At 67.8% G+C, this 25,152-nt stretch carries 23 protein-coding genes; 11 read left to right on the forward strand and 12 right to left on the reverse strand.

Going from position 1 to position 25,152, the window contains the following annotated elements:
• Window positions 1-236: 236 nt before the first annotated feature.
• Together ABID41_RS00460 and ABID41_RS00465 are read left to right on the forward strand one after the other, a co-directional pair.
• Window positions 237-1,124 (forward strand): type II toxin-antitoxin system prevent-host-death family antitoxin, encoded by an 888-nt coding sequence (locus ABID41_RS00460; RefSeq protein WP_331932937.1) that lies wholly within the window; start codon window positions 237-239, stop codon window positions 1,122-1,124.
• Window positions 1,125-1,270: 146 nt separating this feature from the next.
• Complete coding sequence (locus ABID41_RS00465) at window positions 1,271-2,473, forward strand: multidrug effflux MFS transporter (RefSeq protein ID WP_331932936.1); 1,203 nt, start codon at window positions 1,271-1,273, stop codon at window positions 2,471-2,473.
• Here the strand turns inward: ABID41_RS00465 and ABID41_RS00470 are convergent, their stop codons facing one another.
• The gene (locus ABID41_RS00470) at window positions 2,474-4,054 is read right to left on the reverse strand and encodes an ABC-F family ATP-binding cassette domain-containing protein (RefSeq protein WP_354296941.1); all 1,581 of its coding nucleotides are present in this window, start codon (window positions 4,052-4,054) and stop codon (window positions 2,474-2,476) included. It lies immediately after the preceding gene.
• 254 nt (window positions 4,055-4,308) lie between these two features.
• On the opposite strand from ABID41_RS00470, the gene ada reads away from it, so the two are divergent.
• The 6 genes from ada (at window position 4,309) to uvrA (ending at window position 11,817) form a co-directional block, all read left to right on the forward strand.
• Window positions 4,309-5,364, forward strand: a complete 1,056-nt coding sequence (ada, locus tag ABID41_RS00475) for a bifunctional DNA-binding transcriptional regulator/O6-methylguanine-DNA methyltransferase Ada (RefSeq protein WP_354296943.1) — start codon at window positions 4,309-4,311, stop codon at window positions 5,362-5,364.
• Window positions 5,361-6,086, forward strand: a complete 726-nt coding sequence (locus ABID41_RS00480) for a 2OG-Fe(II) oxygenase (protein WP_331929919.1) — start codon at window positions 5,361-5,363, stop codon at window positions 6,084-6,086. Before ada ends, ABID41_RS00480 begins: the two co-directional genes overlap by 4 nt.
• Before the next feature lie 18 nt (window positions 6,087-6,104).
• Window positions 6,105-6,575, forward strand: coding sequence for a DUF1203 domain-containing protein (locus ABID41_RS00485; RefSeq protein WP_331929917.1), 471 nt, complete (start codon window positions 6,105-6,107; stop codon window positions 6,573-6,575).
• Window positions 6,576-6,637: 62 nt separating this feature from the next.
• Window positions 6,638-7,858, forward strand: coding sequence for a dipeptidase (locus ABID41_RS00490; RefSeq protein WP_331929915.1), 1,221 nt, complete (start codon window positions 6,638-6,640; stop codon window positions 7,856-7,858).
• Between the two features lie 63 nt (window positions 7,859-7,921).
• Window positions 7,922-8,725 (forward strand): enoyl-CoA hydratase/isomerase family protein, encoded by an 804-nt coding sequence (locus tag ABID41_RS00495; RefSeq protein WP_331929913.1) that lies wholly within the window; start codon window positions 7,922-7,924, stop codon window positions 8,723-8,725.
• Between the two features lie 200 nt (window positions 8,726-8,925).
• A complete protein-coding gene (gene uvrA / locus ABID41_RS00500) occupies window positions 8,926-11,817 on the forward strand; it encodes an excinuclease ABC subunit UvrA (RefSeq protein WP_331929911.1) in 2,892 nt (963 codons plus the stop codon).
• A gap of 38 nt (window positions 11,818-11,855) precedes the next feature.
• On the opposite strand, the gene ABID41_RS00505 is transcribed toward uvrA, so the two are convergent.
• The gene (locus ABID41_RS00505) at window positions 11,856-12,401 is read right to left on the reverse strand and encodes a methylated-DNA--[protein]-cysteine S-methyltransferase (protein WP_331929909.1); all 546 of its coding nucleotides are present in this window, start codon (window positions 12,399-12,401) and stop codon (window positions 11,856-11,858) included.
• 103 nt (window positions 12,402-12,504) lie between these two features.
• On the opposite strand from ABID41_RS00505, the gene ABID41_RS00510 reads away from it, so the two are divergent.
• Window positions 12,505-13,116 (forward strand): glutathione S-transferase family protein, encoded by a 612-nt coding sequence (locus ABID41_RS00510; protein ID WP_331929907.1) that lies wholly within the window; start codon window positions 12,505-12,507, stop codon window positions 13,114-13,116.
• On the opposite strand, the gene ABID41_RS00515 is transcribed toward ABID41_RS00510, so the two are convergent.
• Window positions 13,113-13,997 (reverse strand): hypothetical protein, encoded by an 885-nt coding sequence (locus ABID41_RS00515; RefSeq protein WP_331929905.1) that lies wholly within the window; start codon window positions 13,995-13,997, stop codon window positions 13,113-13,115. The two genes, ABID41_RS00510 and ABID41_RS00515, sit on opposite strands and share 4 nt — an antisense overlap.
• 128 nt (window positions 13,998-14,125) lie before the next feature.
• On the opposite strand from ABID41_RS00515, the gene trmFO reads away from it, so the two are divergent.
• Window positions 14,126-15,532 (forward strand): methylenetetrahydrofolate--tRNA-(uracil(54)-C(5))-methyltransferase (FADH(2)-oxidizing) TrmFO, encoded by a 1,407-nt coding sequence (gene trmFO / locus ABID41_RS00520; RefSeq protein WP_354296950.1) that lies wholly within the window; start codon window positions 14,126-14,128, stop codon window positions 15,530-15,532.
• A 3-nt stretch (window positions 15,533-15,535) separates the two neighbouring features.
• On the opposite strand, the gene ABID41_RS00525 is transcribed toward trmFO, so the two are convergent.
• From ABID41_RS00525 to yajC, 5 genes are read right to left on the reverse strand one after another with little or no spacing between them, the layout of a single operon-like run.
• The gene (locus tag ABID41_RS00525) at window positions 15,536-16,228 is read right to left on the reverse strand and encodes a squalene/phytoene synthase family protein (RefSeq protein WP_354297720.1); all 693 of its coding nucleotides are present in this window, start codon (window positions 16,226-16,228) and stop codon (window positions 15,536-15,538) included.
• A 49-nt stretch (window positions 16,229-16,277) separates the two neighbouring features.
• Window positions 16,278-16,637: an Mth938-like domain-containing protein gene (locus ABID41_RS00530; protein ID WP_331932671.1), complete on the reverse strand. Its 360-nt coding sequence runs from the start codon at window positions 16,635-16,637 to the stop codon at window positions 16,278-16,280.
• Window positions 16,637-17,572 (reverse strand): protein translocase subunit SecF, encoded by a 936-nt coding sequence (gene secF / locus ABID41_RS00535; protein WP_331932670.1) that lies wholly within the window; start codon window positions 17,570-17,572, stop codon window positions 16,637-16,639. The genes ABID41_RS00530 and secF overlap by 1 nt, the downstream gene beginning before the upstream one ends.
• Before the next feature lie 10 nt (window positions 17,573-17,582).
• Window positions 17,583-19,184, reverse strand: coding sequence for a protein translocase subunit SecD (gene secD / locus ABID41_RS00540; RefSeq protein ID WP_331932669.1), 1,602 nt, complete (start codon window positions 19,182-19,184; stop codon window positions 17,583-17,585).
• Between the two features lie 17 nt (window positions 19,185-19,201).
• A complete protein-coding gene (yajC, locus tag ABID41_RS00545) occupies window positions 19,202-19,552 on the reverse strand; it encodes a preprotein translocase subunit YajC (RefSeq protein WP_331932668.1) in 351 nt (116 codons plus the stop codon).
• A gap of 117 nt (window positions 19,553-19,669) precedes the next feature.
• Here yajC and ABID41_RS00550 point away from each other — a divergent pair, with 117 nt between their 5' ends.
• Window positions 19,670-20,509: an ATP-binding protein gene (locus ABID41_RS00550; protein WP_331932673.1), complete on the forward strand. Its 840-nt coding sequence runs from the start codon at window positions 19,670-19,672 to the stop codon at window positions 20,507-20,509.
• Between the two features lie 37 nt (window positions 20,510-20,546).
• Here ABID41_RS00550 and ABID41_RS00555 read toward each other — a convergent pair whose 3' ends face one another.
• The 4 genes from ABID41_RS00555 to serS form a co-directional block, all read right to left on the reverse strand.
• Entirely contained in the window at window positions 20,547-22,268 is a 1,722-nt protein-coding gene (locus ABID41_RS00555; protein ID WP_354296954.1) for a LysM peptidoglycan-binding domain-containing protein, read from the reverse strand.
• A 94-nt stretch (window positions 22,269-22,362) separates the two neighbouring features.
• Window positions 22,363-23,034: a protein-L-isoaspartate(D-aspartate) O-methyltransferase gene (locus ABID41_RS00560; RefSeq protein ID WP_331927548.1), complete on the reverse strand. Its 672-nt coding sequence runs from the start codon at window positions 23,032-23,034 to the stop codon at window positions 22,363-22,365.
• 8 nt (window positions 23,035-23,042) lie between these two features.
• Complete coding sequence (surE, locus tag ABID41_RS00565) at window positions 23,043-23,822, reverse strand: 5'/3'-nucleotidase SurE (protein ID WP_331927550.1); 780 nt, start codon at window positions 23,820-23,822, stop codon at window positions 23,043-23,045.
• Window positions 23,819-25,096 (reverse strand): serine--tRNA ligase, encoded by a 1,278-nt coding sequence (serS, locus tag ABID41_RS00570; protein ID WP_331927552.1) that lies wholly within the window; start codon window positions 25,094-25,096, stop codon window positions 23,819-23,821. The genes surE and serS overlap by 4 nt, the downstream gene beginning before the upstream one ends.
• Between the last annotated feature and the right edge of the window lie 56 nt (window positions 25,097-25,152).

Below are 25,152 nucleotides of genomic sequence, written 5' to 3' on the forward strand. Positions count from 1 at the left end.
AAGAATGCAAGTCAATTAGGCGCCAGGCTGAAAGCTCGGGTCCTGCCGCAGGGTAATCGCGTAATATACGCATTTTTCAGAGATTTTCTGAACACGAAATCTATCGCGTCGCATTTCTCGAGGCTTGCGCCGAAGCGAAATCGCCTCAACCATAACGCTCATTACAGTTGAGCTTTTGGGGGCGAGCCATTGGGAAGATTACGCATTTTACGTAATCTGATTGGGCTCGAAAAGCTATGAGCAGCTTTGGGGAGCCGGCGGTCGTCACGGCCGGAGATATCAGCCGAAATTTCGGCCAATGGCAGGATCGAGCCCTGAGCGGGCCGGTTCTCGTCACCCACCACGGACGGCCACGGGTCGTATTGGTGTCTGCTGACATGTATTCGAGCTGGAGTTCCAGCGCCTCGCCCGCGCAAAGCGGCAGCTTATTGGAAACCAGTCACGCGGCCGTCCTCGATCACATGGCCGAGGCGTTCATGGCGTTGGACGACCGGATGCGGATCAGCGCGGTCAATCACGTCTTCGAGGCCATGATGGGCCTCAGCGCGTCGCAGATGCTGGGGCGGACCTGGGAGGATCTGTTTCCTTCCTTCACCAGCGCGGTGCTGCGCGAACGGCTGCAGCGGGTGCTCAGGACCCGCGAAGCGCAGGAGTTCGAGGCCTCGGGCGACGGGTTCGGCAGACACAGATATTCGGTGCACGCGTTTCCCTATCCGGGCGGACTGGCGGTGCTGATCCAGAATCGCACGGCCGAGCATGAGCTGCGGCTGGCCGCGCACGAGGGCAAGGCTCTGGAAGAGGCGCTGGGCGCGCTGTCGAAGGTGATGGTCCTGCGTCTGAACATGCACGGCCTGCTGACCGGGATCGGCCGGGATTTCGCAGACCTCGTCGGCTTCACCCATGAGGAGTTGGCCGTCCGGCGCCTCACCGACCTGGCGCAGCATACCGAGCAGACGGGACTGGCCGACGCGCTGGAAAGCGTGATGGAAACCGCTCGCCCGGCCCAGCTCGACGCCACCCTGATCGCCAAGGATGGCCGCGCCCTGCCGGTCCGGCTCGGCGTCTCGGCGATCGTGGACGACCTGACCTCGCAGGGGCTGGTGGCCACCGTGGCGATCGCCTGAACCGCGAAGATTTTTTCGGGGATGTCGGCCGAGCCCCCCTTTGCGCGTCTTGATCTCGGGGCCACATGACGGCCCCGGCCGCAACGCGGCCGCGCAAGGTGGTGCTGGCCCGTTCGGGCCGAAGCGAAAGCAGAGGCTCGTAGGCGATGAAAACCGGATTTGCACGGCTGGCGCTGGTGCTTGGGCTGATCACGGCGGCGGGTCCGTTCGCCATCGACATGTACCTGCCCGCCCTGCCCTCCATCGGCGAAACGCTGAACGCCAGCGCCTCGGCGGTGCAGATGAGCCTGACGGCCTTCTTCGTCACCCTGGGCGTCTGTCAGTTGGTCTATGGCCCGATGGCGGACATGTTCGGCCGCAAGCCGCCGATCTATGCGGGCCTTGCGCTGTTCATCGCCGGCAGCATCGGCTGCGCCCTGGCGCCCACGGTGGAGACGCTGATCGCCTTCCGCGTGCTGCAGGCGGTGGGCGCCTGCGCCGGGATGGTGGTGCCGCGCGCCATCGTCCGCGATCTGCATACCGGCCACGAGGCGGCCCGGCTGATGTCTCTGCTCATGCTGGTGGTCAGCATCTCCCCGATTCTGGCGCCGCTTGCCGGCAGCGCCTTGATCGCAGTCGGCGGCTGGCGCTCGGTCTTCTGGGCGGTGACCATCGCTGGCGTAGTCGGCCTGCTGCTGGCCGCGCTGCAGCTACAGGAGACTCGCCCCGCCGAGCACCGGGCGGAGACTTCCTGGTCCGGCATCCTGACGGGCTACCGCACCCTGCTGGCCGATCCGGCCTTCATGGGCCTGACCTTCGCCGGTGCCTTCGGCATGTCGACCTTCTTCGTCTACCTTGCGGGATCGTCCTTCGTGCTGATCGGGCACTATGGGCTCTCGCCCACCGTCTACAGCCTGTTCTTCGGCCTGAACGCCGTGTCGTTCTTCGGCGCGGCGCAGTTCAACGGCTGGCTGGCGAGGCGCTTCGGCATGGCCGGCATCATCCGCGTCGCCTCCACGGGCCTCGCCGTCACCATGGCCGCGCTGGTCGCCGTGTTCGCCCTCGGGATCGAGCGCCTGGAGGTCATGACCGCCTTTCTGCTGGTCGCCTACGCCTTCCTGGGCGTGGTGACGCCGACCACCGCGGTGCTGGCCCTGGACCACCACGGCAAGATCGCCGGAGCCGCCTCGGCGCTTATGGGCTCGCTGCAGATGGTGGTCGGCTCGGCGGTCATGGGCCTGGCGGGCCTGTTCGCCGACGGCACGCCCGGACCGATGATCGCGGCCATGGGCGCCTGCGCGATCACCTGTTTCTTGGTGGCCCAGGTCTCCCTGCGCTCGGCCACGGCGGCCCAGGTTCCGGCCGAATAGCTAGAACGCAATCCTCCGCTCGACGCCGATGGCTTCCAGGAAATCGGGATCATGGCTGACCACCAGGATCGCGCCGTCATAGCCGCGTAGGGCCGCCTCGACCGCGGCGATCGAGTCGAGGTCCAGGTGGTTGGTGGGCTCGTCGAGGACCAGGAGCTGAGGCGGCGTCGCCGACATCAGCGTGCAGGCGAGCGCCGCGCGCAGGCGCTCCCCGCCGCTCAGAGCATCCACCAGCTTCTCGGCCGCGGTGTTGCGGAACAGGAAGCGGGCCAGGGCGGCCTGGGCCTCGTTTCGGCCGGCGTCGGGATTGAGCCGGCGGAAGGCCTCGACCAGCGTCTCGCCTGACCACAGCATCTCGGTCTTCTGGTCGAACAGCGCCGTGCGCGCGCCGGAAACGACACGGCCGGCGGTCGGTTGCAGCTCGCCGGCCGCCAGCTTCACCAGGGTGGTCTTGCCCGACCCGTTGGGGCCGACGACGGCGACGCGCTCGGGACCGACCATCCGGAAGGACAGCCGCTCGATCACCGGCCGCTCGCCGGGATAGGCGAAAGCGACCTCCTCGAAGGCCAGCACCGTCTTGCCGGCCGACAGCCGCGACGGCGGCAGGGCGAAGTCCAGCCGGCGCAGGCGCTCGACGCGCTCCTGGGCCTGGGCCAGATCGCCGACGGCTTCTCCCTGCAGGCGCTCGGCGATGCGCCCCTCGCGCCCGCCGGAGTTCTCCGCCCGCTCGGCCTGGCCGCCCAGGAACAGGCGGGACTCGGTCCCCTTGGCGGCGAAGCGCTTGCCGGCGGCGTCGCGGCGGGCCTTTTTCTCGCGAGCGGCCTGAGCGTCGCGCGCGGCCTGGGCGACGCGGCGCTCGGCGTTGTCGAGGTCGCGGGCGGCCGCCGCCTCTTCCTGCGCCTTGCGCTCGACATAGAGGTCATAGCCGCCGCCGTAGACCTTTGCCCCCAGGCTGCTGAGCTCGACGATCCGGTCCATCGGTCGCAGCAGCGACCGGTCGTGGCTGACCACCACCGCTCCGCCCTTCCAGGCCGCCAGCGCCGAGGCGATCATCGCCCGCGCCTCGGCGTCGAGATTATTGGTCGGCTCGTCCAGCAGGATGAGGTCCGGCTCGCCGGCCAACAACCCGGCCAGGCTTGCGCGGGTCGCCTGGCCGCCGCTGAGCGAGGCCGCGGGTCGATCAAGGTCGATCCCGGTGAGCCCCACCTGGGCCAGGGCTTCGTCCAGGCGGGCCGGCAAGGTCCAGTCGGCCTCGGCGAAGTCGGTCTCGTCGCCCTCGCCCGCCTCGATGCGGGCAAGCCGCGCCAGAGCCTCTGAGGCGCCCAGCAGGTCGGCGAGGCTGGCGTCAGGCGCCGGGGCCAGGGCCTGGCGCAGGACGCCGATGCGGCCGCGCGTGGCGACCGAGCCCGAGGAGGGCGCCAGTTCGCCCAGCATCAGTCGGATCAGCGTGGTCTTGCCCACGCCGTTGCGCCCCACGAGGCCGGTGCGTTCGGCCCCGAAAGCGAGGGTCAGGTTGTCGAAGAGGCTGTCGCCTTCAGGCGTCCGAAAGGAGAGGCCGTCGAGCGTGATGAAGGAAGACATGGGAAACCGCAGGCAGATTGGCGTTCGGGACGAGACTGGTGTCCGTTGCGCGATCCATTGCGGTGAGCCTCCTTCTTGGGAGGTCCCGATATAGGGGTGACCGCCGGTCGCTGCAAATCGCGGTTTCCGGACCCGGCGGTGCGGCGACGCTTGCAGGCGGGCCGATCCGTGTGGATTTGAGAGCAAGGCGCGGAGTTTCGGCAGGCGCGCGGCGGCCTATTCCATCGGCCATGACGAACGATGGAGCATTGGAGATGCAGAACCTGTTCGAGACCGAAGCCGAACGCTGGGCAGCGGTGACCGCCAAGGACCGCGAGGCGGATGGCGCCTTCGTCTATTCGGTGCGCACGACCGGCGTCTATTGCCGGCCCAACTGCGCGGCCCGGCCGGCGCGGCGCGAGAACGTCGCCTTCCACGACAGCATAGCGGCGGCGGAGGCCGCCGGTTTCCGACCCTGCAAGCGCTGCAAGCCGGACCAGGCTTCGCTGGCCGCCCGCAACGCCGCGGCCGTGGCCAGGGCCTGCCGCCTGATCGACGAGGCCGAAGAGATCCCGAGCCTGGACGAGCTCGCGGCCGCTGCGGGCCTGAGCCCGTTCCACTTCCACCGGGTGTTCAAGGCCGCCACCGGCCTGACGCCGGCCGCCTACGCCCGCGCCCAGCGCGCCGAGCGGGTCCGGCGGGCGCTGCCGGAAAGCCGGACGGTGACGCAGGCCATCTACGACGCCGGCTTCAATTCCGGCGGCCGGTTCTATGAGGCCTCCGAGAAGGTGCTGGGCATGGCCCCGCGGCGGTTCCGGGCCGGCGGCGAGCGGGCGGCGATCCGCTTCGCCGTCGGCGAATGTTCGCTGGGCTCGATCCTGGTGGCGGCGACCGACAAGGGCGTCTGCGCAATCCTGCTGGGCGATGATCCGGAGCTGCTGGTCCGTGACCTCCAGGACCGTTTCGACCGGGCCGAACTGATCGGCGGCGATGAGGCCTTCGAGGCCCTGGTCGCCAAGGTCGTGGGCCTGGTGGAACAGCCGCGCCTGGGACACGACCTGCCGCTGGACGTGCGCGGCACGGCCTTTCAGCAGCGGGTCTGGCAGGCTTTGGCGCAGATTCCGGCCGGGGAGACGGCGAGCTACGCCCAGGTGGCCGAACGCATCGGCAAGCCCGGCGCGGTTCGCGCGGTAGCCCAGGCCTGCGCGGCCAACGCGCTGGCCGTGGCGATCCCCTGCCACCGCGTAGTGCGCAACGACGGGGCGCTGTCGGGCTATCGCTGGGGCGTCGAGCGCAAGCGCGCCCTGCTCGAGCGCGAGGCGGCGGCATGAACGCCCCGCTTCCCGCCGATCCCGCAGCGAGGATCGCGGCCCTCGATTGGCGCGGCGTCCTCGCCGAGTTGGACCAGCAAGGCTGCGCCCTGCTCCCCAGCCTGCTGGACGCGGCGACCTGCCGCGAGGTCGCCGCGCTCTATGGCCAGGAGGCCGGCTTCCGCAGCCGGGTGGTGATGAGCCGGCATGGCTTTGGCCGCGGCGAGTACAAGTATTTCGCCTATCCCCTGCCCTCGCCCATCTCGGAACTGCGGACCGGGCTCTACCCGCGCCTGGTCGAGACCGCGAACCGCTGGAACGCCGAAATGGGGCTGGCGACGCGTTATCCCGCCCAGCATCAGGCGTTTCTCGATCGCTGCCATGCAGCGGGCCAGACGCGGCCCACGCCCCTGCTGCTGCAGTACGGCGCCGGCGACTTCAACTGCCTGCACCAGGACCTCTATGGCGAGCACGTGTTTCCGTTGCAGGTCGCGATCCTGCTGTCGGAGCCCGGCCGCGACTTCACCGGCGGCGAGTTCGTGCTGACCGAGCAGCGCCCGCGGATGCAGTCGCGGGTCGAGGTCGCGCCGCTGCGCCAAGGTAACGGCCTGGTGTTCGCGGTGAACCAGCGGCCGGTGCGCGGAACGCGCGGCTCCTACCGAGTGACCATGCGCCATGGGGTCAGCCAGGTGCGCTCGGGCGCACGCCACACCCTGGGCGTCATCTTTCACGACGCCCTCTAGAGACCTCGGAGAAAAACGATGTCCTTCAAGATCACCGGCCTGCCGGTCGACGAATTTCGCCCGCTGTTCGGGCTGTCCGAGGCCGAGCTGGCGGCGCGGGGCATGGTCCGCGTCACCGCCGACGCGCCGGTCGGCTATCCCTGCCGCATCACCCTGGAAGACGCCCCCGCCGGCCAGACGCTCATCCTACTGAACTACGAGCATCTGGACCTCGATAGTCCCTATCGCTCCCGCCACGCCATCTTCGTGAGCGAAGGGGCGACGCAGACGAAGGTGGCGGTGGACGAACTTCCGGGCTGCCTCACCGCCCGGGCGCTGATCGCCCTGCGCGCCTATGACGAGCAGGGCATGATGACCGCCGCCGAACTGGCGCCGGGGGCGGAGCTAGCGCCCGTCATCGAACGAATGCTCGCCGATCCCCAGGTCGCCTATCTGCATGCCCACAATCCGGGCCGTGGCTGCTATGCGGCGCGGATAGATCGCAACTGAGGCTTGCGCGGGCGGTCCAAACGCTGAAGGTTCGAGCCTTGTCATTTCGGGGAGAGGCGTCGTTGCTCAAGTTTGGTGTTCCGCTCGCGATCCTTCTGGCGGGGGCGGCCGCGCCGGCCCTGGCGCAGTCCACGGCGGTGAAACCCGAGACGAAGATTCTCCACGAGAACCTGATCGTCCTCGACCCCCACTTCGACACCCCGGCCAATATGGCGGTGAAAGGCTTCGACATCCGCCAGCGGCACGAGGTGATCGACGGCAGCCAGGTGGACTATCCGCGGATGGTCGAGGGCGGCGTGGATGGCGGCTTCTTTGCGATCTTCACGCCGCAGGGACCGAACACCAAGGCGGGCAACGACGCGGCGCGCGACCACGCGCTGATGCGGGCCGTGGTGATCCACGAGATGATCGCTCGCGACGACGACCTCTTCACCCTGGCGACCAAGGCCGAGGACGCAGCCCCGATCGTCCAGTCGGGCAAGCGCTTCGCCTTCATCAGCATGGAGAACGGCGCGCCGGTCGCGAATGACCTGACGCTGATGCAGACCTTCTACGACCTGGGCGTTCGGATGATGAGCCCGGTCCATTTCGCCAACAACGCCCTGGCCGACTCCGCGACCGACCCGAAGGGGCCGATCCATGGGGGCCTGAGCCCGCTGGGCAAGCAGTTCGTGGCCGAGGCCAACCGGCTGGGCGTGCTGCTCGACGCGTCCCACGCTTCCGACCAGGTCCTGGACCAGATGCTGGACCTGTCGAAGGCGCCGATCATCCTCTCCCACTCGGGCGTGCGGGCCGTCTACGATCACCCGCGCAACGTTCCCGACCGCCTGCTGCGCAAGCTGGCCGACAAGGGCGGCGTCATCCAGATCAACGCCTTCACCGGCTACATGAAGACCACGCCGGACAATCCGGCCCGCCGCGCCGCCCTGGCCGAGCTCAACCGCACCTACGGCAATCCGCTCGCCCTGGCCGCGGACAAGCGCGACGCCTATCGCGAGGCCCGCAAGGCGATCGACGCGAAATATCCCGCGCCGCAGGCCAACATGGACGACCTGATGGCGCACATCCTCCATGCGGCGCAGGTCGCCGGGAAGGACCACATCGGCATCTCCGGCGACTTCGACGGCGGCGGCGGGATCGAGGGCTTCGCCGACATCACCGACTACCCGGCCCTCACTGAGCGCCTGATCGCCGCGGGCTTCACCCAGGAGGACCTGGCCAAGTTCTGGGGCGGCAACGCGCTGCGGGTGCTGAAGGCCGCCGACGAGGCCAAGGCCAAATAGCGGGCCTTGCCTGACGCGACGGCGGCGTCGCCACCATCGGCGGGGAACCAAGGGAGCCTTGCCGTGTACGAGCACCTCGATCTGCGCCAGGACGGCGACGTCGTCTGGGCGACGATGAACCGGCCCGAGCGGCTGAACGCCCTGAACCGGCGACTGGTCGAGGAGCTGCGCGACTTCTTCGTCGGGCTCTACTGGCGCCGCGACGTGCGGGTGGTGGTGCTGTCGGGCGCGGGCCGGGCGTTCTGCGCAGGGCTCGACCTGAAGGAGCGCAACGCGCAAGGAAACGGCGAGAGGTCGGTGGGCGCAAGCCTGACCGGCCAGCGGCAGATCAGTGAGATCGTCATCGCCATGCGCCGCTGCCCCCAACCGATCATCGCCTGCGTCGACGGCGCCGCCAGCGGCGGCGGCTTCGCCCTGGCCCTGGCCTCGGACGTGCGGATCGCTACCCCGCGCACCCGGATGAACGCCGCCTTCATCCGCATCGGCCTCTCGGCCTGCGACATCGGGGTGAGCTATTTCCTGCCGCGGATGGTCGGATCGTCGGTGGCGGCCGAGTACATGCTGACCGGCCGCTTCATCGAGGCCGAGCGCGCCTATCAGCTCGGCCTGGTCAGCCGCGTCGTGGAGCCGGAGGCGATGGCGGCCGAGGCGCAGCGCTTCGCCGCCGACATGCTGCACGCCACGCCGCTCGGCCTGCGGCTGACCAAGGAGGCGCTCAACCACGCCATCGACGCCCAGGGGCTGGAAGCGGCCATCGCCATGGAAGACCGCAACCAGATCCTCGCCAGCCTCGACGGCGACTTTGGCGAAGGCGTCGCCGCCTTCTTGGAGAAGCGCACCCCGCGCTACGAGCGCCGCGAGGGGTGAGGCCCGCGCTCGGCGGTTAGATGCACCCTGCTGACATCGCTGCTGACAGGTTTGTGCGCGCATCGGCGTAAAACCTGCCGATCGGATTGCCGCAGCCAGGTTTGTTCACACAATGTTCCTGTGTTATCGGTGAGTCTCGGAACTACATTAGACGGAAGCCGCCGAGGGCATCGGCGGCGGTAAGCGTTTTCCGGAAAACCATGGCCGAACAGCTCAACTTCATCCGCGTGCGCGGCGCGCGCGAGCACAATCTGAAGGATGTCAGCGTCGATATCCCGCGTGGGGAACTCGTCGTCCTGACCGGCCTGTCCGGCTCGGGCAAGAGTTCGCTGGCGTTCGACACGATCTACGCCGAGGGCCAGCGTCGCTATGTCGAGAGCCTCTCGGCCTATGCCCGCCAGTTCCTGGAACTGATGAGCAAGCCCGACGTGGACCTTATCGAGGGCCTGTCGCCGGCGATCTCCATCGAGCAGAAGACCACCAGCCGCAACCCGCGCTCGACCGTCGGCACGGTGACCGAGATCCACGACTACATGCGCCTCCTGTGGGCGCGGGTGGGCGTGCCCTATTCGCCGGCGACCGGCCTGCCGATCGAGAGCCAGACCGTCAGCCAGATGGTCGACAAGCTGACCGCCCTGCCCGAGGGCGAGCGGCTCTATCTGCTGGCGCCGGTGGTGAGGGGCCGCAAGGGCGAGTACCGCAAGGAGATCGCCGAGTGGCAGAAGGCCGGCTTCCAGCGGCTGAAGATCGACGGCGAGTTCTATCCGATCGAGGACGCCCCCGCCCTCGACAAGAAGTTCAAGCACGACATCGACGTGGTTGTGGACCGGCTGGTGACCAAGGCCGGCCTCGAGAGTCGCTACGCCGACAGCCTGGAAACCGCGCTGAAGCTGGCCGACGGCATCGCCACGGCCGAATGGGCGGACCTCGCCGACGGCGAGACCGAGCCCAAGCGGCTGATCTTCTCGGAGAAATTCGCCTGCCCGGTTTCCGGCTTCACGATCAGCGAGATCGAGCCGCGGCTTTTCTCGTTCAACAATCCCTACGGGGCCTGCCCCGTGTGCGACGGCCTGGGCGCCAAGCTGGCCTTCGACGCCGACCTGGTGACGCCCGACAAGGAAAAGACCCTGCACAAGGGCGCGATCGCGCCTTGGGCCAAGGGCCCCTCGCCCCTCTACACCCAGACCCTGCAGGCGCTGGCCGCCCACTACGGCTTCTCGATGGACATGCCGTGGTGGAAGCTGCCCGAGGGCGCCAAGACCGTGGTGCTCTATGGATCGGGCTCGGAAAAGATCAAGTTCGTCTATGACGACAACGCCCGGAAGTACGAGGTCAACAAGACCTTCGAGGGCGTGCTGCCCAACCTGGAACGCCGCTGGCGCGAGACGGACTCGTCCTGGGTGCGTGAAGAACTGGGCCGCTACCAGTCGGAAACGCCCTGCGAGGCCTGTGAAGGCTATCGCCTGAAGCCCGAGGCCCTGGCCGTGAAGATCAACGGCCGACACATCGGCGAGATCAGCCGCCTGTCGATCCGCCACGCCGGCGAATGGTTCGCCGGCCTGGAGCAGGTGCTGACCGAAAAGCAGATGGAGATCGCCCGGCGGATTCTGAAAGAAATCAACGACCGTCTGCGGTTCCTGGTCAATGTCGGCCTCGATTATCTGAATATGTCGCGCTCGTCCGGCACGCTGTCGGGCGGCGAGAGCCAACGCATCCGCCTGGCCAGCCAGATCGGTTCGGGCCTGACCGGCGTGCTCTACGTGCTGGACGAGCCGTCCATCGGTTTGCACCAGCGCGACAACACCCGCCTGCTGGAAAGCCTGAAGGGCCTGCGCGACCTGGGCAATTCGGTGCTGGTCGTCGAGCACGACGAGGAGGCGATCCTCACCGCCGACTACGTGATCGACATGGGGCCAGCGGCCGGCGTCCACGGGGGCGAGATCATCGCCCAGGGTCCGCCGAACGAGATCATGGCCAACCCCAAGAGCGTCACCGGCCAGTACCTGTCCGGCGCGCGGGAGATCGAGATCCCCGAACAGCGCCGGCCGATCTCGAAGAAGAAGGTGCTGCGCGTCGTCGGCGCGACCGGCAACAACCTGAAGAACGTGACCGCGGAAATCCCGGCCGGGACCTTCACCTGCATCACCGGCGTCTCGGGCGGCGGCAAATCGACCTTCACCATCGAGACCCTCTACAAGGCCGCCGCCCGCCGGCTGCACAACGCCTCGGATGCGCCGGCGCCGCACGAGCGGATCGAGGGGCTGGAGCTGTTCGACAAGGTCATCGACATCGACCAGTCGCCGATCGGCCGCACGCCGCGTTCCAACCCGGCGACCTATACCGGGGCCTTTCAGCCGATCCGCGACTGGTTCGCCGGCCTGCCGGAAGCCAAGGCCCGCGGCTACGGCCCCGGCCGCTTCTCGTTCAACGTCAAGGGCGGGCGCTGCGAGGCCTGCCAGGGCGATGGGGTCATCAAGATCGAGATGCACTTCCTGCCAGACGTCTACGTCACCTGCGACGTCTGCCACGGCAAGCGCTACAACCGCGAGACCCTGGAGGTCCTCTTCAAGGGTAAGTCGATCTCCGACGTGCTGGACATGACCGTCGAGGAGGCCGCCGACTTCTTCAAGGCGGTGCCGCCGGTGCGCGACAAGATGGAGACGCTGAAGCGGGTTGGCCTTGGCTACGTCCAGGTCGGCCAGTCAGCGACGACGCTGTCGGGCGGTGAGGCGCAGCGGGTGAAGCTGAGCAAGGAGCTCTCGCGCCGCGCCACCGGCAAGACGCTCTACATTCTCGACGAGCCGACCACCGGCCTGCACTTCGAGGACGTGAAGAAGCTGCTGGAGGTGCTGCACGAGCTGGCCGACCAGGGCAACACCATGGTCGTCATCGAGCATAACCTGGACGTGGTGAAGACCGCCGACTGGCTGGTCGACTTCGGCCCCGAGGGCGGCGACGGCGGCGGCGAAATCGTGGCTCAAGGCTCGCCCGAACAGGTGGCCGACAATCCGCGTAGCTGGACCGGTCGCTACCTGGCCGACATCCTCAAGCGTCACGAGGAGCGGCGCGGACAGGCGAAGAAGAGCGCATAAGATCTCTTCTGCTCCCCCATAAAGCGGAAGGAGAAGGATTACCGCCCGCCGAACAGCGGCAGGGTGTCGGGCGAAAGCGCGCCTTCGATTTCCAGCATGCGCAACTTGGTGTCGGCGCCGCCGGGGGCGGAGAAGCCGCCCTTTTTGCCGCCGGACGCCAGGACACGGTGGCAGGGCACCACGATCGGCCAGGGATTGGCGCCGAGGGCTTGGCCCACCGCGCGTGACAGACTGACCTCGCCCAGGCGACGGGCGATGTCGCCATAGGTCAAGGTCTGGCCCGGCGGGATGGCGCGGGCGATGGCGTAAACCTGCAGGTTGAAGATGGGCGTCCCGGCCTCGTCGAGGACGATCTCGCGCAAGTCGCGCTTCTCGCCGGCCAGCAGGGCCTGGATGCCGGCGATCGCGGCGGCGACAACCGGCGGCGGCGCCTGTTCGGCGATCTCGGGATAGCGCTTGGCCAGCTTGGCCTGCAGGCTCGCGCCCTCGACCTGCGGCAGGAATACGGCCGTCAGCCCCTTATCGCTCCATGCGACCGCGCAGAGCCCAAGGGCCGTCTCAAAGCGGTGATAGCCTTCGGTCATGGCGGCATTCTACCAGCTTCGCGCGTCAAGGCTGGCGGCTTTCGGACGCTTGCAGCGCGGTCGCGGTTCGCAATAGCGTGGCCGAAAGACTTAGGGAGCCACCATGATCCTCTACGGCGCGCCGATGCCGGCGCCGAACCCCCGCCGCGTCCGCATCTTCCTCGCCGAGAAGGGTATCGACCTGCCCGAGACGCCGGTGAACATGATGAAGCGCGAACACAAGTCGGCCGAGTTCCGCGCCAAGAACTCGATGGGGCAACTCCCCGCTCTGGAGCTGGACGATGGGACCTGCATCTCCGAGACCGTCGCGATCTGCCGCTACTTCGAGGAGACCAACCCGCAGCCGCCGATGTTCGGGACGATGGCGGTGGAGAAGGCGCTGATCGACCAGTGGATCCGCCGCGTCGAGTTCGCGGTCATGACCCCGGTCGGCAATTTCTGGCGGCACGCGCACCCACGCACCGCGGCTCTGCTGACCCAGTACAGGGACTTCGGGGAGTCCAATCGCGAGACCTATCAGGGAGCGCAGAGGTACGTGGACCGCGAACTGGCGGGCCGCGAATTCTTGGTGGGCGACACCTACTCGATGGCCGACATCTGCCTGCTCTCGACGGTGGACTTCGCCGAATGGATCGGCCTGCCGGTCGAAGACGAGTTCGAGAACCTCAAGGCCTGGCGCGCGCGGGTGAGCGCCCGGCCCAGCGCCGCCGCCTAGGCCTTCCGGCCGCTCAGCCCGCGATAGGCCACCGCGGCCGGCGCGATCATCACCGCGTAGTAGAGCGCGCTGAGCCAAGCCGAGACCAGCAGGTAGAGGATCATCGTCACCGAGAAATAGGCCTGCAGGGACGAATTGTCCGGGTTGAACATCCGTCCGGCTGCCTGGATATCGCCGCCCTTGGCGATAGCCACGGCGGCCACGAAGATCACCAGGACCAGCAGCGACATGGCGACGATGCCGCAGATGGCCAGGGCGTAGGCGCCGGTCAGCTTCCAGAACTGGCCCTTGGTCAGCTTCCAGGAGTCGAAGATCGACAGCCGATGTTCGGCGAAGGTGATGGCCGGGGCCAGCGACAGGCGCACCGCCACAAAGAACAGGACGCCGAGGATGAAGAACTCGATGACCACGGCCATCATGGTTCCCGCCCCCTGCCCCGCCACGCCCATGACGATGGCGGCGATGATCCCGGCGATCAGGACGGCGCCGAACAGGGCCACCATGGCCAGGAGGAAATAGACGAAGGTCAGCAGGGCCAGGCGGATCTCGTCCATGCCCAGCTTGAGATAGGAAAAGCCGTGGTCTTCCGGTCGCAGGGTGACGCGGTAGACCGCCGCCGCCATCACGCACTGGAGCAGCAGGCCGACGATCATCATCGGGAAGAGGACGCCGATCATCTCGCCCAGCGCGGCGGGATCGGGAGTTTCAGCGGGACCGGCTTCCAGCAGGGCGCTGGCCTCGCGGCCAACGGTGGTGAGGTAGACGGCGCTGCAGATGCTGACGAAAAAGCACAGCGCAGCCCAGACGAGGACGATCCTCGGTCGTTCTCGCGTCAGTCGGAAACCTTCGAAAGCGGCGTCGGTCGCCGAGAACGCGTTCATCTCTATCCTCTGGCCTGACGTCGCCATTAACGAGTCGGCCCCTGTTTGGCTGCGGATTCTGGTGATAGGTCCGGCGCCCCGCAAGGCCTAGCTCGCGAAGTCTTGCAATCGTTGCTAGTTAGTCACGCATGTCGATCAAACCTGTCCACATCGTCGGCGGCGGCCTCGCCGGTTCCGAGGCCACCTGGCAAGTCGCCCAGGCCGGCGTCCCTGTCGTGCTTCATGAAATGCGTCCGGTCCGCAAGACGGACGCGCACCAGACGGAGGGCCTCGCCGAGCTCGTCTGCTCGAACTCGTTCCGGGCCGACGACTGGACCGGCAACGCCGTGGGCCTGCTGCACGCCGAGATGCGCAAGCTCGGCTCGATTATCATGGCCTGCGGAGACCAGCACCAGGTGCCAGCCGGCGGAGCCCTGGCGGTGGACCGCGAGGGCTTTTCCCAGGCGGTGACCGCGCGGCTCGAGGCGCACCCGCTGGTGACCATCGAACGCGAAGAGATCGCTGGCCTGCCGCCGGCCGAATGGGACAGCGTGATCGTCGCGACCGGCCCCCTCACCTCGCCGGCATTGTCGGAAGCGATCCTGAAGCTGACCGGCGAGGGCGAGCTGGCCTTCTTCGACGCCATCGCCCCGATCGTGAACTTCGACTCCATCGACATGGACGTCTGCTGGCGGCAGTCGCGCTACGACAAGGCTGGGCCGGCGGGCGAAACCGCCGCCTACATCAACTGCCCAATGAACAAGGAGCAGTACGAGGCCTTCATCGACGCCCTGCTGGCCGGGCCGAAGTCAAAGTTCAAGGACTGGGAGAACGTGCCCTATTTCGACGGCTGCCTGCCGATCGAGGTGATGGCCGAGCGGGGCCGCGAGACCCTGCGCCACGGGCCAATGAAGCCGGTCGGCCTGACCAACGCGCATAAGCCGGACGAGAAAGCCTACGCTATCGTCCAACTGCGCCAGGACAACGCCCTGGGCACGCTGTGGAACATGGTCGGCTTCCAGACAAAGCTGAAGCACGGCGCCCAGACCGAGATCTTCCGGACCATTCCGGGCCTGGAGAAGGCGGTGTTCGCGCGTCTCGGTGGCCTGCACCGCAACACCTTCCTGAACAGCCCGAAGCTGCTGGACGCCCAACTGCGGATGAAGAACCAGCCGCGGCTGCGCTTTGCGGGCCAGGTGACCGGGGTCGAGGGCTATGTGGAAAGCGCGGCTGTCGGCCTGCTGGCCGGCCGTTTCGCCGCCGCCGAACGGCTGGGCGCCGGGATCGAGCCGCCACCGGCCACGACGGCCCTGGGCGCGCTGATCGGCCATATCACCGGCGGCCACATCGACGCTGGCAAGGGCTCGTTCCAGCCGATGAACATCAATTACGGCCTGTTGCCGCCGCTGGAGAACGCCGGCGCCAAGCGCCGCGAGGACGGCAGCCGGATCGGCGCCAAGGAGCGCGGCCGCAACAAGAAGCTGGCTGTGGGCGAACGCGCCTTGGCCGACCTGGACGCCTGGGTCGGGGCGAACACGAAGATCGCCGCCGAATAGGCTTCAGAGTCGCCCGCGGGCGACCGCCAGGAAGAGGCGCAGGCGCGCCTCCAGGTCGCTTGGCCGTCGCCCCTGCGCCCGGACGCGGGCCAGGGTCGCATGGGCCACGGCGGGAAAGGCGGCGACCGATATGCCGTGGGCCTGGTCCAGCGCCTCGCTGAGCGCCGCCTGGGCGTCCTCCCCCTCCATCCCTGCGGTGCCCATCAGGCGTCCGATCGCCCAGGCCTTCCCAGCCTCGGCGACACGGGGAAGATCCGCCCCAGGGTCAAGGACCAGGGCCGCCGCGCGGGCGGCCGCCCCGCCGGTTCCCTCCGCCCACTCCAGGGCGTCGGCAAGGGTCATGGGCTCGGGCTCGAGCTCGCGGTAGCGGGCGTCGACCATCGCCTCCAGCGGCTCGCGCGGCAGGCTGCGCCGCTCGATGGCCTTGGCGAGGGAAAGCGCCGTCGGGTGGTGGCGGACGGGCCGGCCGCCATAGACCTCGTCCAGCACCTCGCGCCACCAGGTCAGGCGAATCTCGCCGAGCAGCGGGTTGGACGCCACCTTGGGCGCGCGCGCCAGTTCGTGATCGAAGGCGTAGATGGCGACCACGTCAGCGCGCTTCTCGGGATCGGCGATGAAACGGCTCGACAGCCAGCGCTCGGAATCGACCCGGCGGGTCTGGGCGTCGAGATCGTCGGGGACTTCAGGTTCGGACATCACGAAATGAGAAAAACGCCCGCCGGGCGCGGTCTGACTGAGCCCGAACCTAGACCGCGATCAGCGCCGCGGCGAGCTTGCGGCCGTCGGCCGTGAGGATGTTGTAGAACTGGCAGGCCGAGGCGGTGTCCATGAACTCCAGCCCGATGCCCGCCCGCTGCAGCGCCTCGCGGACGGGGCGCGGCGGCAAGGCGTTGGAGGCGCCGGCGCCTAGGAGGACGAACTCCACCGCCTCACGGCCGGCCTCGAGCACTTTGGCGAAGTGCTCGGGCGCCAGCTCGGCCATCGATCGCACCGGCCAGGCCAGGGCCTGGTCCTGCAAGATCAGCAACGAGCCCTCGTGACGGCCGGTGGAGAGGCGGAAGCCGCCATCTCCATAGGTCTCGATCTGAGGCGCGTCGCGGGCCACTAGGCCCTCGCCGGCTTGAGCGGCTCGGCCGGCTCGTCCCCGCGCTTCACCCCCCAGAGCAGGATGATCGGTAGAGCGACATAGATCGACGAATAGGTGCCGACCAGGATGCCGAACACCATGGTGATGACCAGCGGCAGCAGCACCGGCCCGCCGAAGAACACTGCGCCCGACAAGGCGAGGATCGCGGTCGAGCCGGTGATCAGCGTCCGGGACAGACGCTCGTTCTCGGACCGGTTGATGACCTCTCCCAGGGGCGCGGTCTTGTACTTGCGCAGGTTCTCGCGAAGCCGGTCGAAGGTGATGACCTTCTCGTTCATCGAATAGCCGATCACCGTCAGCAGGGCGGCGATGGAGGTCATCGAGAACTCGAGGTGGGTCGCCGACAGCATGCCCAGCGTCAGCAGGACGTCGTGGAACACGCCGACCACGGCGCCGAGGCCGAACTGAAGCTGGAAGCGGAACCAGATGTAGAGGAGCATCAGGAAGACCGCGACCCCGAGGGCCATGAAGCCCCCGCGCATCAGTTCGCCCGAGACCTTCGGCCCGACGACCTCGACCTTCTTGAAGGTGATGCCCGGGAAGGTCTTGGCGAGCTCGGCCTTGATGCGCTCGGCGCCCTCGACCGGGTTCACCCCGGCGGCGGTGCGGAAGCGAAGCATGGCGCCGTTGGGCGCGCCAAGTTGCTGGACCTGGGCGTCCTCGCCGCCGACCCGCATCATGGTTGCGCGCAGCGCGCCGATGTCGGCCGGACCCTTGGTTTGCACCTCGATCATCGAACCGCCGATGAAGTCGATGCCGAGGTTCAGGCCCTTGGTGAAGAAGGACACGCCCGAGAGGACGATGAGGATCGCTGAAAAGACCGCCGCATAGGGCGCCAGCCGCACGAAGTTGAAGTGAAACTCACGCGGCAGAATACGGATCAGAGGCCACATATCCTGAACCCTATACGATCGGCAGGGCCTTCGGCCGGGTGGTGCGGAACCACAGGCCGATGAGCACCTGAGTGATGACGACGGCGGTGAACACCGAGGTGACGACCCCGATCAGCAGCGTCCAGGCAAAGCCCCGGATCGGCCCGGAGCCGAACTGAAACATGATCAACGCAGAGATGGCGCTGGTGATGTTGGCGTCCAGGATGGAGACCAAGGCGCGGGAATAGCCGTGCTCCAGGGCCGATATGATCGAGCGTCCGGCATGGGCCTCGTCGCGTATCCGCTCGTAGATGAGCACGTTGGCGTCGACGGCCACGGCCAGTGTCAGGATCAGGCCCGCGATGCCCGGGAAGGTCAGCGTCGCCTGGGTGAACGACATGATCCCGAGGATCAGCAGGACGTTCACGATCAGGGCGATGGCCGCGAAGACGCCGAACAGGCCGTAGGCGAGGATAATGAAGACGATGATCGCCACGCCGCCGATGAGCAGCGAAATCACTCCGGCGCGGACCGCGTCGGCCCCCAGTTCGGCGCCGACGGTGGACTGCTGCTCGACCTTCAGCGGGGCTGGCAGGGCGCCGGCGCGCAGGAGGATCGCCAGTTCATTGGCGCTCTCGGGCGTGAAGTTCCCGGTGATCTGGCCGCTGCCGCCAGTGATCGCGCTTTGGATCACCGGTGCGGAGATGACCTTGTTGTCCAGAACGATGGCGAAACGCTTGCCGATGTTCTGGGCGGTGGCGTCGCCAAAGCGGCGGGCGCCCTGGCTGTTGAAGCGGAACGAGACGACCGCCTGGCCGGTCTGCTGGTCGAACTGCTGCTGGGCGTCGGTCAGCATTTCGCCAGTCACTAGCGCCCGGCGATAGAGAACGTAGGACTGGCCGGAACCGTCGTCGCTGGGCATGACGACCGAGCCCGGCGGAATGCGGCCGACGGCCATATCTTCGGGCGTCACGCTCTCGTCGACCATCTGGAAGGTCAGCTTGGCGGTCTGGCCGATGACGTCGCGCAGGCGCTGCGGATCGCTTTCGCCCGGCGCCTGGACGACGATCCGGTTGACCCCTTGGCGGACGATGGTGGGCTCGCGGGTGCCGAGTTCGTCGATCCGGCGGCGCAGAATCTCGATGGACTGGTCCACCGCGCGGCCGGCTTCGGCGTTCATGGCGTCCTGCGAGAGCGATAGGCGCAGACGACCGCCGCCTTCGTTGGAGATGCTGACGCCGCTGACGCCGGGCGCACCGACAGGCGCGGCGGCTACCGAGGCGCGCAGCTTGTTGACCGCGTCATTGGCCTGGGCCGGGTTGTTGACGAGGACGGTGACCTCGCCGCCGACCTGGCGCAGTTCGGAGAAGGTGATGTTCGCTTCACGCAGTTGGGTGCGAACATCCTCCACGAGGTTGGTCAGTCGCTCGCGCCGAAGGGCTTCGGTGTCGACTTCAAGCAGAAGGTGCGATCCGCCTTGCAGGTCGAGACCCAGGTTTAGGGTCTGCTTGGGCATGAAGCCCGGAAGACTGTCGCGCACGTTGGGCGGCAACAGATTCGGCAAGGTGAAAAGCACGCCGAAGATCGCCGCGAAAACCACGGCGATCACCTTCCAGCGCGAAAGAGTGATCATGTGCAGGTCTAGCCTTTTTAGGCCTTGGCGTCGTTAGCAGGGGCCGGTTCGCCGCGCACGCGGACCTCGGCGATCATGCCCTTCACCACCTTGATGGTGACGCCCTGGGCGATTTCAAGGCCGATTTCCTTGTCCTCGACGCGCACCACCTTGCCGATCACGCCCGAGTTCAGGACGACGGTGTCGTTCCGCTTCAGGTTGGTGATCATTTCCTGGTGCTGCTTCATCCGACGCTGCTGGGGCCGCATCATCAGGAAGTAGAACAGCACGACCAGGCCGACGAGCGGCAGCATCTGGATCAGCATGGCCTGCAGGCCGCCCTCAGCGGCGGCTCCGGCGGTCTGTGCGAAGGCGGGCGTGGCGAACATGGCGCTCCGAAGCTCTTTAGTCAGGGCCCGTCGGGGACCCGGTTTTCAAGTCGGCGGAAGCTATGCGCTGCGTCTTCGTTTTGCAATGGAAGCGCCGTGCCGCTAAGCAGCGCAGCCATGGAAGATGCGTTGAAACCCGTTCTTGTCCGTATCGCCGAGGCGCTGGAGCGTCTGGCTCCCCCTACGAAGGTCGAACCATCCTTCGTAGCTGCGCGGCTCTTCCGTCACGATCCCGTAACCGGCGCCTTCCACCCGGCGCCCGACTACGCCCTTCCTCTCGATTCCCTGCTGGGAATCGATCGCCAGAAGCAGCGGTTCGTGGAGAACCTGGCGCGCTTCGCCAAGAGCCTGCCCGCCAACCACGTCCTGCTGTGGGGCGTGCGCGGAACCGGCAAGAGCACCCTGACCAAGGCCGCCTTCATGGAGGCGGTGCAGGTCTGGCCCGAGCTGAAGCTGGTCGAGGTCGATCGCGACCAGGTGACCGCCCTGCCCGTCCTGTTCGACGAGCTGCGCGGCCGCGCAGAGCGCTTCGTGGTGCTGTGCGACGACCTTTCGTTCGAGGAAGGCGCGGCGGCCGCCAAGGCGCTGAAATCGGCGCTGGAGGGCGGCGTTTCCGGGCCGCCGGAGAACGTACTGTTCGTGGCCACCTCCAACCGGCGCCATCTGATGCCGCGGACCAACACCGAAGATCGCGGACTGGTGGCGTCGGCCGAGGACGCTGAGGAGGAGGTCAGCGTCTCGGACCGCTTCGGCCTCTGGATCGGCTTCCCGCCCATGGACCAGGCGACCTATCTGGCCGCGATCGCGGCCTATGCCGAACGCTTCGAGCTTTCCGATCCGGAACTGGAGCGGCGGGCCCTGCAATGGGCGCAACTTCGCGGGTCGCGGTCGGGCCGCGTCGCCTATCAGTTCATCCGCGACCTGGCGGGCGAACAGGGCAAGCGCTTGCCCGTCTAAAGGCGGCGGGCTCACTTGGCGAGCCCGCCCCCCTTCCCTATTTCGGCAGGACCAGCAACGGGTCAACGGGGCGCGCGCGGTCCTGCGGCGTGGGTGCGTAGCGGACCTCGAAGTGGAGCTGCGGCTCGGAAACGCCGCCGGTGGAGCCGGCCTGGCCGATCTGTTGGCCCTGAACCACCTTCTGCTGCATCTTCACGTCGACGCGAGACAGGTGCCCATAGGCCGTGACCCAGCCATCGGTGTGCTTGATGAGCACGAGATTGCCGAAGCCCGGAACCTGATCGCCCGCATAGACCACATCACCGGCGGCCGCCGAGCGAACCGTCGAGCCGGCCGACGCCCGCACGTTGACGCCGTCGTTCCGCTGGCCGGTGCCCTTCGGCCCGAAGCCTGAGATCACGTCGCCCCGCAGCGGCCAGATGAAGCGGCCCCGGCCGAAGCTGGAAATCTGAGCGTCGGTCGGCGTGCCGGCGGCCGGCGGGTTCACCACCGGCGGGCTGGAGGGCTGGCTCGGCGGCGGCGTGGTCGGCTTCGGATAGCTGCTGGTCGAAGGTGGCGGCGTGGGAACCGGCGTCGGGGTCGAGGAAGGCGGCGCGGGCGGCGCCACCTCCTCGCGGATCGGCCCCCTGTCGCGATAACCCGCCGGCAGAATCACCTGGCGGCCGGGACGGATGGAAGCCCCGACCCGAAGGCCGTTGGCGCCCGCCAGGGCTTTCTGGGTGACGCCGAAGCGCTTGGCGATGAGGGCCATTGTGTCGTCGGGACCGGCCACATAGGCCTTGGCCTTGGTCGGCGGGCCTTGGAGCGTCTGGCCCGGCTGCAGCGCGTAAGGCGCCTTCAGCTTGTTGTCGTCGGCGAGTTGCTTGCGGGTCGTGTCGAGCGACCTGGCGATGGCGTCGAGGTTATCGCCCTTCTTGACCTTGTAGGACTGGGGCTTGCCGGTGGTGTCGACGACCTTGCCGGTCACGCGGGTTCGCACGGTCGGTCGCGCAGGCGGCTCCTCGACAGGCGGCGGGGCCGGCTGGGTCATCCGCGGCGGCGGTTCGGAGCGCGCGGGCGGAGGCTCGTCGAAGGTTCCAGATGAGACCGGAACCTGGACGCGGGTCGTGGTCGGGCCCTTGTCTTTGAAACCCTCGGGAAGAATCAGGCGCTGGCCGATCGAGAGCGGCGCATGGACGTCGCGGTCGTTGGCCTCGGCGATCGCCGCGGCGCTGACGCTGAAGCGACCGGCGATGGCGTAGAGGGTGTCGCCCGAACCGACCACATAGGCCTTGGCCTTGGACGAGGCGGGTCCCTTGAGAACCTGGCCGGGCCGCAGCGCGTAGGGCGCCTTCAGGTCGTTGTCGTCGGCGAGCTGCTTGCGCGTGGTCCCGAGGGTGCGGGCGATGGCGTCGAGATTGTCGCCGCTCTTGACGGTGTAGTCCTTGGCCGGGCCTTCGGCCTCGACGACCTTGCCGGCCACGCTGGTACGGGTGACCGTCTGCATCGCCTGCGGCCGCGAAGCCGGCGGCGGGGTCGCGGGACGGGACGGCGTCAGGGACGGCAGCGGCGTCGCATCCACGGGCGCGCTCGGGCGCGGGGGCGGCAGGTCTTCCGACGGCGGCGGAGGCGGAACCGAGATGGTCGGCGGCGGCGACTGGACCGCGCCCGGCGCTGGCCGGGTCGGGAAGTTTGGACGCACAGGTTCGACGGTGGAGCAGGCCGTGAGCGCCGTGCCGGCCAGGAGGAAGAGAACCGTACGAGGAAGAGAAAGCGTCATCGCCGCTCCGGAAAGCTGGGATCGGAATCAGTCGTGGCGTACTGGTGATGATGGGTTACGGCCGACGCCCAAGCCAACCCAATAAGTCTAAACTTCACGGTTCCTTGGCGACGCCCTCGAGCAGAGGCACGAAACGCACCTCCGTCATGACCTCGGCCCGGAAGCCCCCAGCGCCATCCCCGAGATAGCGGATGAGCTTCTGGACTGGTCCGCGTCCGACTGGGGCGACAAGGATTCCCGCGGGTTTCAACTGTGAAAGCAGGGCCTTGGGCTCCTCCGGCGCCGCCGCTGTGACCAAAATGCGGTCAAACGGCGCCTGCTCGGGCCAGCCGAGCCCGCCATCGCCGAACCGGGTGATCACATTGGTCAGGCCAAGCCCTTTAAAGCGCGCCTCAGCCTCCCCCATCAGGGTGCGATAGCGCTCCACCGTGTAGACGAGGCGCGACAGCCTGGAGAGGATCGAGGTCTGGTAGCCGGAGCCGGTGCCGATCTCGAGAACCCGCGAGCGCGGCTCCACCGAGAGAGCCTGGGTCATCAGCCCTACGATATAGGGCTGGCTTATGGTCTGGCCGCAGGCGATCGGCAGGGCCGAATCCTCGAACGCCCGCTCCTTGAAGAGGTCCGGCGTGAAGATTTCGCGCGGGGTCACCTCGATCGCGCCCAGCACGGACGGGTCGGTGACCCCCTGGGACCGCAGGGCGAGGATCAGCCGTGCGAGCTGCGTGTTTCGCTCGCCGTCGTCCTGTGCAGCTTCTTGATTGCCCATGCTCCGCCTCAGACCTTCGGCGGCGCGCCCCCGAGCACGCCCTTCAGACGAAAGACGGTTTCGGTATGGGTCAGGTCGATATGCAAGGGGGTGACGGAAATCTTACCGTCGTAGACGGCCCGCAGGTCCGTGCCTTCGGCGGGCTTGGACATCTCGTGGCGGAAACCCATCCAGTAGTATTCGCGGTTGCGCAGGTCGGTGCGCTTCTCGGCGTGGCGCACGGAGACGTCTCGGAAGGTCTGGCGGGTGACCTCGACCTCCACGATCTCGTCCACCGGGCGGGCCGGGAAGTTGATGTTCATGAGCACGTCCCTCGGCCAGCCGATCTCGATCAGCCGCTTGACGATCCCCGGGCCGAAGCGCTCGGCCGGGGCGAACACGCCCTGGTCGGCGTTGACCGGCCAGCCCGCCTGGGAGAGGGCGATCGAGGGGATGCCGAGGGCCATGCCCTCGATGGCGCCGGCGACGGTGCCCGAGAGCGTCACGTCCTCGGCCAGGTTCGCACCATGATTGACGCCCGAGAGCACCAGGTCGGGCCGCGGCCCGTCCATGAGCTCGTGAACTGCCAGCATGACGCAATCGGTGGGCGTGCCGGTGGTGGAGAAACGACGCTCGCCCAGCTTCCGGACGCGGACTGGGTCGGCGAGGGTCAGAGCCCGGCTGGCGCCCGACTGCTCATATTCTGGCGCGCAGATCCAGACGTCATCGCTCAAGGCGCGGGCGATGTTCTCCAGCGCAACGAGGCCCCCGGCGTGGATGCCGTCGTCATTGGTGACCAGGATCCTCATTCGCCACCGATGTGGGTCATGCCGGGCAGATAGGGCTGCAGGGCCTGCGGGATCGCGATGCGGCCGTCTTCGTCCTGGTAGTTTTCCATGACCGCGACCAGCGTGCGGCCGACGGCCAGGCCCGAGCCGTTCAGGCTGTGGACGTAACGGGTGCCCTTCTCGCCGGCCTTCTTGGTGCGCGCGTCCATGCGGCGGGCCTGGAAGTCGCCACAGTTCGAGCAGGAGCTGATCTCGCGATAGCGGCCTTCCGAAGGGATCCAAACCTCCAGGTCGTAGGTCTTGCGGGCGCCGAAGCCCATATCGCCGGCGCAGAGCAGCATGGTCCGGAAGGGCAGCTCCAGCGCCTTCAGCACGGCCTCGGCGCAGCCGACCATGCGTTCGTGCTCTTCCTCGGACTTGTCCGGCGCGGTGATCGAGACGAGCTCGACCTTGTAGAACTGGTGCTGGCGGATCATGCCGCGGGTGTCGCGGCCCGAGGCTCCGGCCTCCGAGCGGAAGCAGGGCGTCAGCGCCGTCACCCGCAGGGGAAGTTCTTCTTCCGCCACGATCTGCCCCATGACCAGGCTGGTCAGCGGAACCTCGGCGGTGGGGATCAGCCAGCGGCCGTCGGTGGTCTTGAAGAGATCGTCGGCGAACTTGGGCAGCTTGTCGGTGCCGTAGGCGGCCGCGTCATTGACCATCAGCGGCGGCGAGACTTCGGTATAGCCGTGCTCGCGCGTCTGCAGGTCGAGCATGAACTGGCCGATGGCCCGTTCAAGCCGCGCGATCTGGCCCTTGAGGACGACGAAGCGGGCGCCGCTCATGCGGGCGGCGGCCTCGAAGTCCACCAGGCCCAGCGCCTCGCCCAGGTCGACGTGGTCCTTCGGGTTGGAGATGGCGAAGGGCTCGCCCCAACGGCGTACTTCGACATTGTCATTCTCGTCGGCGCCGGCCGGTACGTCCGGCAAAGGGATGTTCGGCAGGGCGGCCAACAGGTCGTGCAACTCGGCGGAGGCCGCGCGCTCGACCTCGGCCTGCTCCGCCAGCAGAGCTTTCACCTGCTCGACCTCGGCCATCAGGCGCTGGGCCTCGGCCTCGTCCTTCTTCGCCTTGGCCTGGCCGATCAGCTTGGAAGCTTCGTTTCGGCGGCTCTGGGCGGTCTCCAGCGCCAGCTTGGCGGCGCGGAGTTTGGCGTCGAGTTCGACGGCCTGCGCGGCGGCGCCGGAACGACCCTTCGCAGCCCATGCCTTCTCGTAAAGCTCGGGGTTTTCGCGAATGGCTCGGATGTCGTGCATGGTTTCGCCGCCGGTAAGGATGAGCGGACTTCTCTAGAGCGCGTCGCTGGGCGGGC

Origin of the sequence: Phenylobacterium koreense, assembly GCF_040545335.1 — a bacterium.
GTDB classification, from domain to species: Bacteria; Pseudomonadota; Alphaproteobacteria; order Caulobacterales; family Caulobacteraceae; genus Phenylobacterium; species Phenylobacterium koreense.

Bases quoted from the DNA above. Each gene is read 5' to 3' on its own strand.
- ABID41_RS00460 (WP_331932937.1), top strand. From the start codon at position 237: ATGAGCAGCTTTGGGGAGCCGGCGGTCGTCACGGCCGGAGATATCAGC.
- ABID41_RS00515 (WP_331929905.1), bottom strand. From the start codon at position 13,997: ATGAACGCGTTCTCGGCGACCGACGCCGCTTTCGAAGGTTTCCGACTG.
- ABID41_RS00485 (WP_331929917.1), top strand. From the start codon at position 6,105: ATGTCCTTCAAGATCACCGGCCTGCCGGTCGACGAATTTCGCCCGCTG.
- trmFO (WP_354296950.1), top strand. From the start codon at position 14,126: ATGTCGATCAAACCTGTCCACATCGTCGGCGGCGGCCTCGCCGGTTCC.
- ABID41_RS00465 (WP_331932936.1), top strand. From the start codon at position 1,271: ATGAAAACCGGATTTGCACGGCTGGCGCTGGTGCTTGGGCTGATCACG.
- ABID41_RS00480 (WP_331929919.1), top strand. From the start codon at position 5,361: ATGAACGCCCCGCTTCCCGCCGATCCCGCAGCGAGGATCGCGGCCCTC.
- ABID41_RS00525 (WP_354297720.1), bottom strand. From the start codon at position 16,228: ATGTCCGAACCTGAAGTCCCCGACGATCTCGACGCCCAGACCCGCCGG.
- ABID41_RS00550 (WP_331932673.1), top strand. From the start codon at position 19,670: ATGGAAGATGCGTTGAAACCCGTTCTTGTCCGTATCGCCGAGGCGCTG.
- ABID41_RS00470 (WP_354296941.1), bottom strand. From the start codon at position 4,054: ATGTCTTCCTTCATCACGCTCGACGGCCTCTCCTTTCGGACGCCTGAA.
- secD (WP_331932669.1), bottom strand. From the start codon at position 19,184: ATGATCACTCTTTCGCGCTGGAAGGTGATCGCCGTGGTTTTCGCGGCG.
- secF (WP_331932670.1), bottom strand. From the start codon at position 17,572: ATGTGGCCTCTGATCCGTATTCTGCCGCGTGAGTTTCACTTCAACTTC.
- ABID41_RS00555 (WP_354296954.1), bottom strand. From the start codon at position 22,268: ATGACGCTTTCTCTTCCTCGTACGGTTCTCTTCCTCCTGGCCGGCACG.
- ABID41_RS00505 (WP_331929909.1), bottom strand. From the start codon at position 12,401: ATGACCGAAGGCTATCACCGCTTTGAGACGGCCCTTGGGCTCTGCGCG.
- uvrA (WP_331929911.1), top strand. From the start codon at position 8,926: ATGGCCGAACAGCTCAACTTCATCCGCGTGCGCGGCGCGCGCGAGCAC.
- ABID41_RS00560 (WP_331927548.1), bottom strand. From the start codon at position 23,034: ATGGGCAATCAAGAAGCTGCACAGGACGACGGCGAGCGAAACACGCAG.
- ada (WP_354296943.1), top strand. From the start codon at position 4,309: ATGCAGAACCTGTTCGAGACCGAAGCCGAACGCTGGGCAGCGGTGACC.
- surE (WP_331927550.1), bottom strand. From the start codon at position 23,822: ATGAGGATCCTGGTCACCAATGACGACGGCATCCACGCCGGGGGCCTC.
- serS (WP_331927552.1), bottom strand. From the start codon at position 25,096: ATGCACGACATCCGAGCCATTCGCGAAAACCCCGAGCTTTACGAGAAG.
- yajC (WP_331932668.1), bottom strand. From the start codon at position 19,552: ATGTTCGCCACGCCCGCCTTCGCACAGACCGCCGGAGCCGCCGCTGAG.
- ABID41_RS00510 (WP_331929907.1), top strand. From the start codon at position 12,505: ATGATCCTCTACGGCGCGCCGATGCCGGCGCCGAACCCCCGCCGCGTC.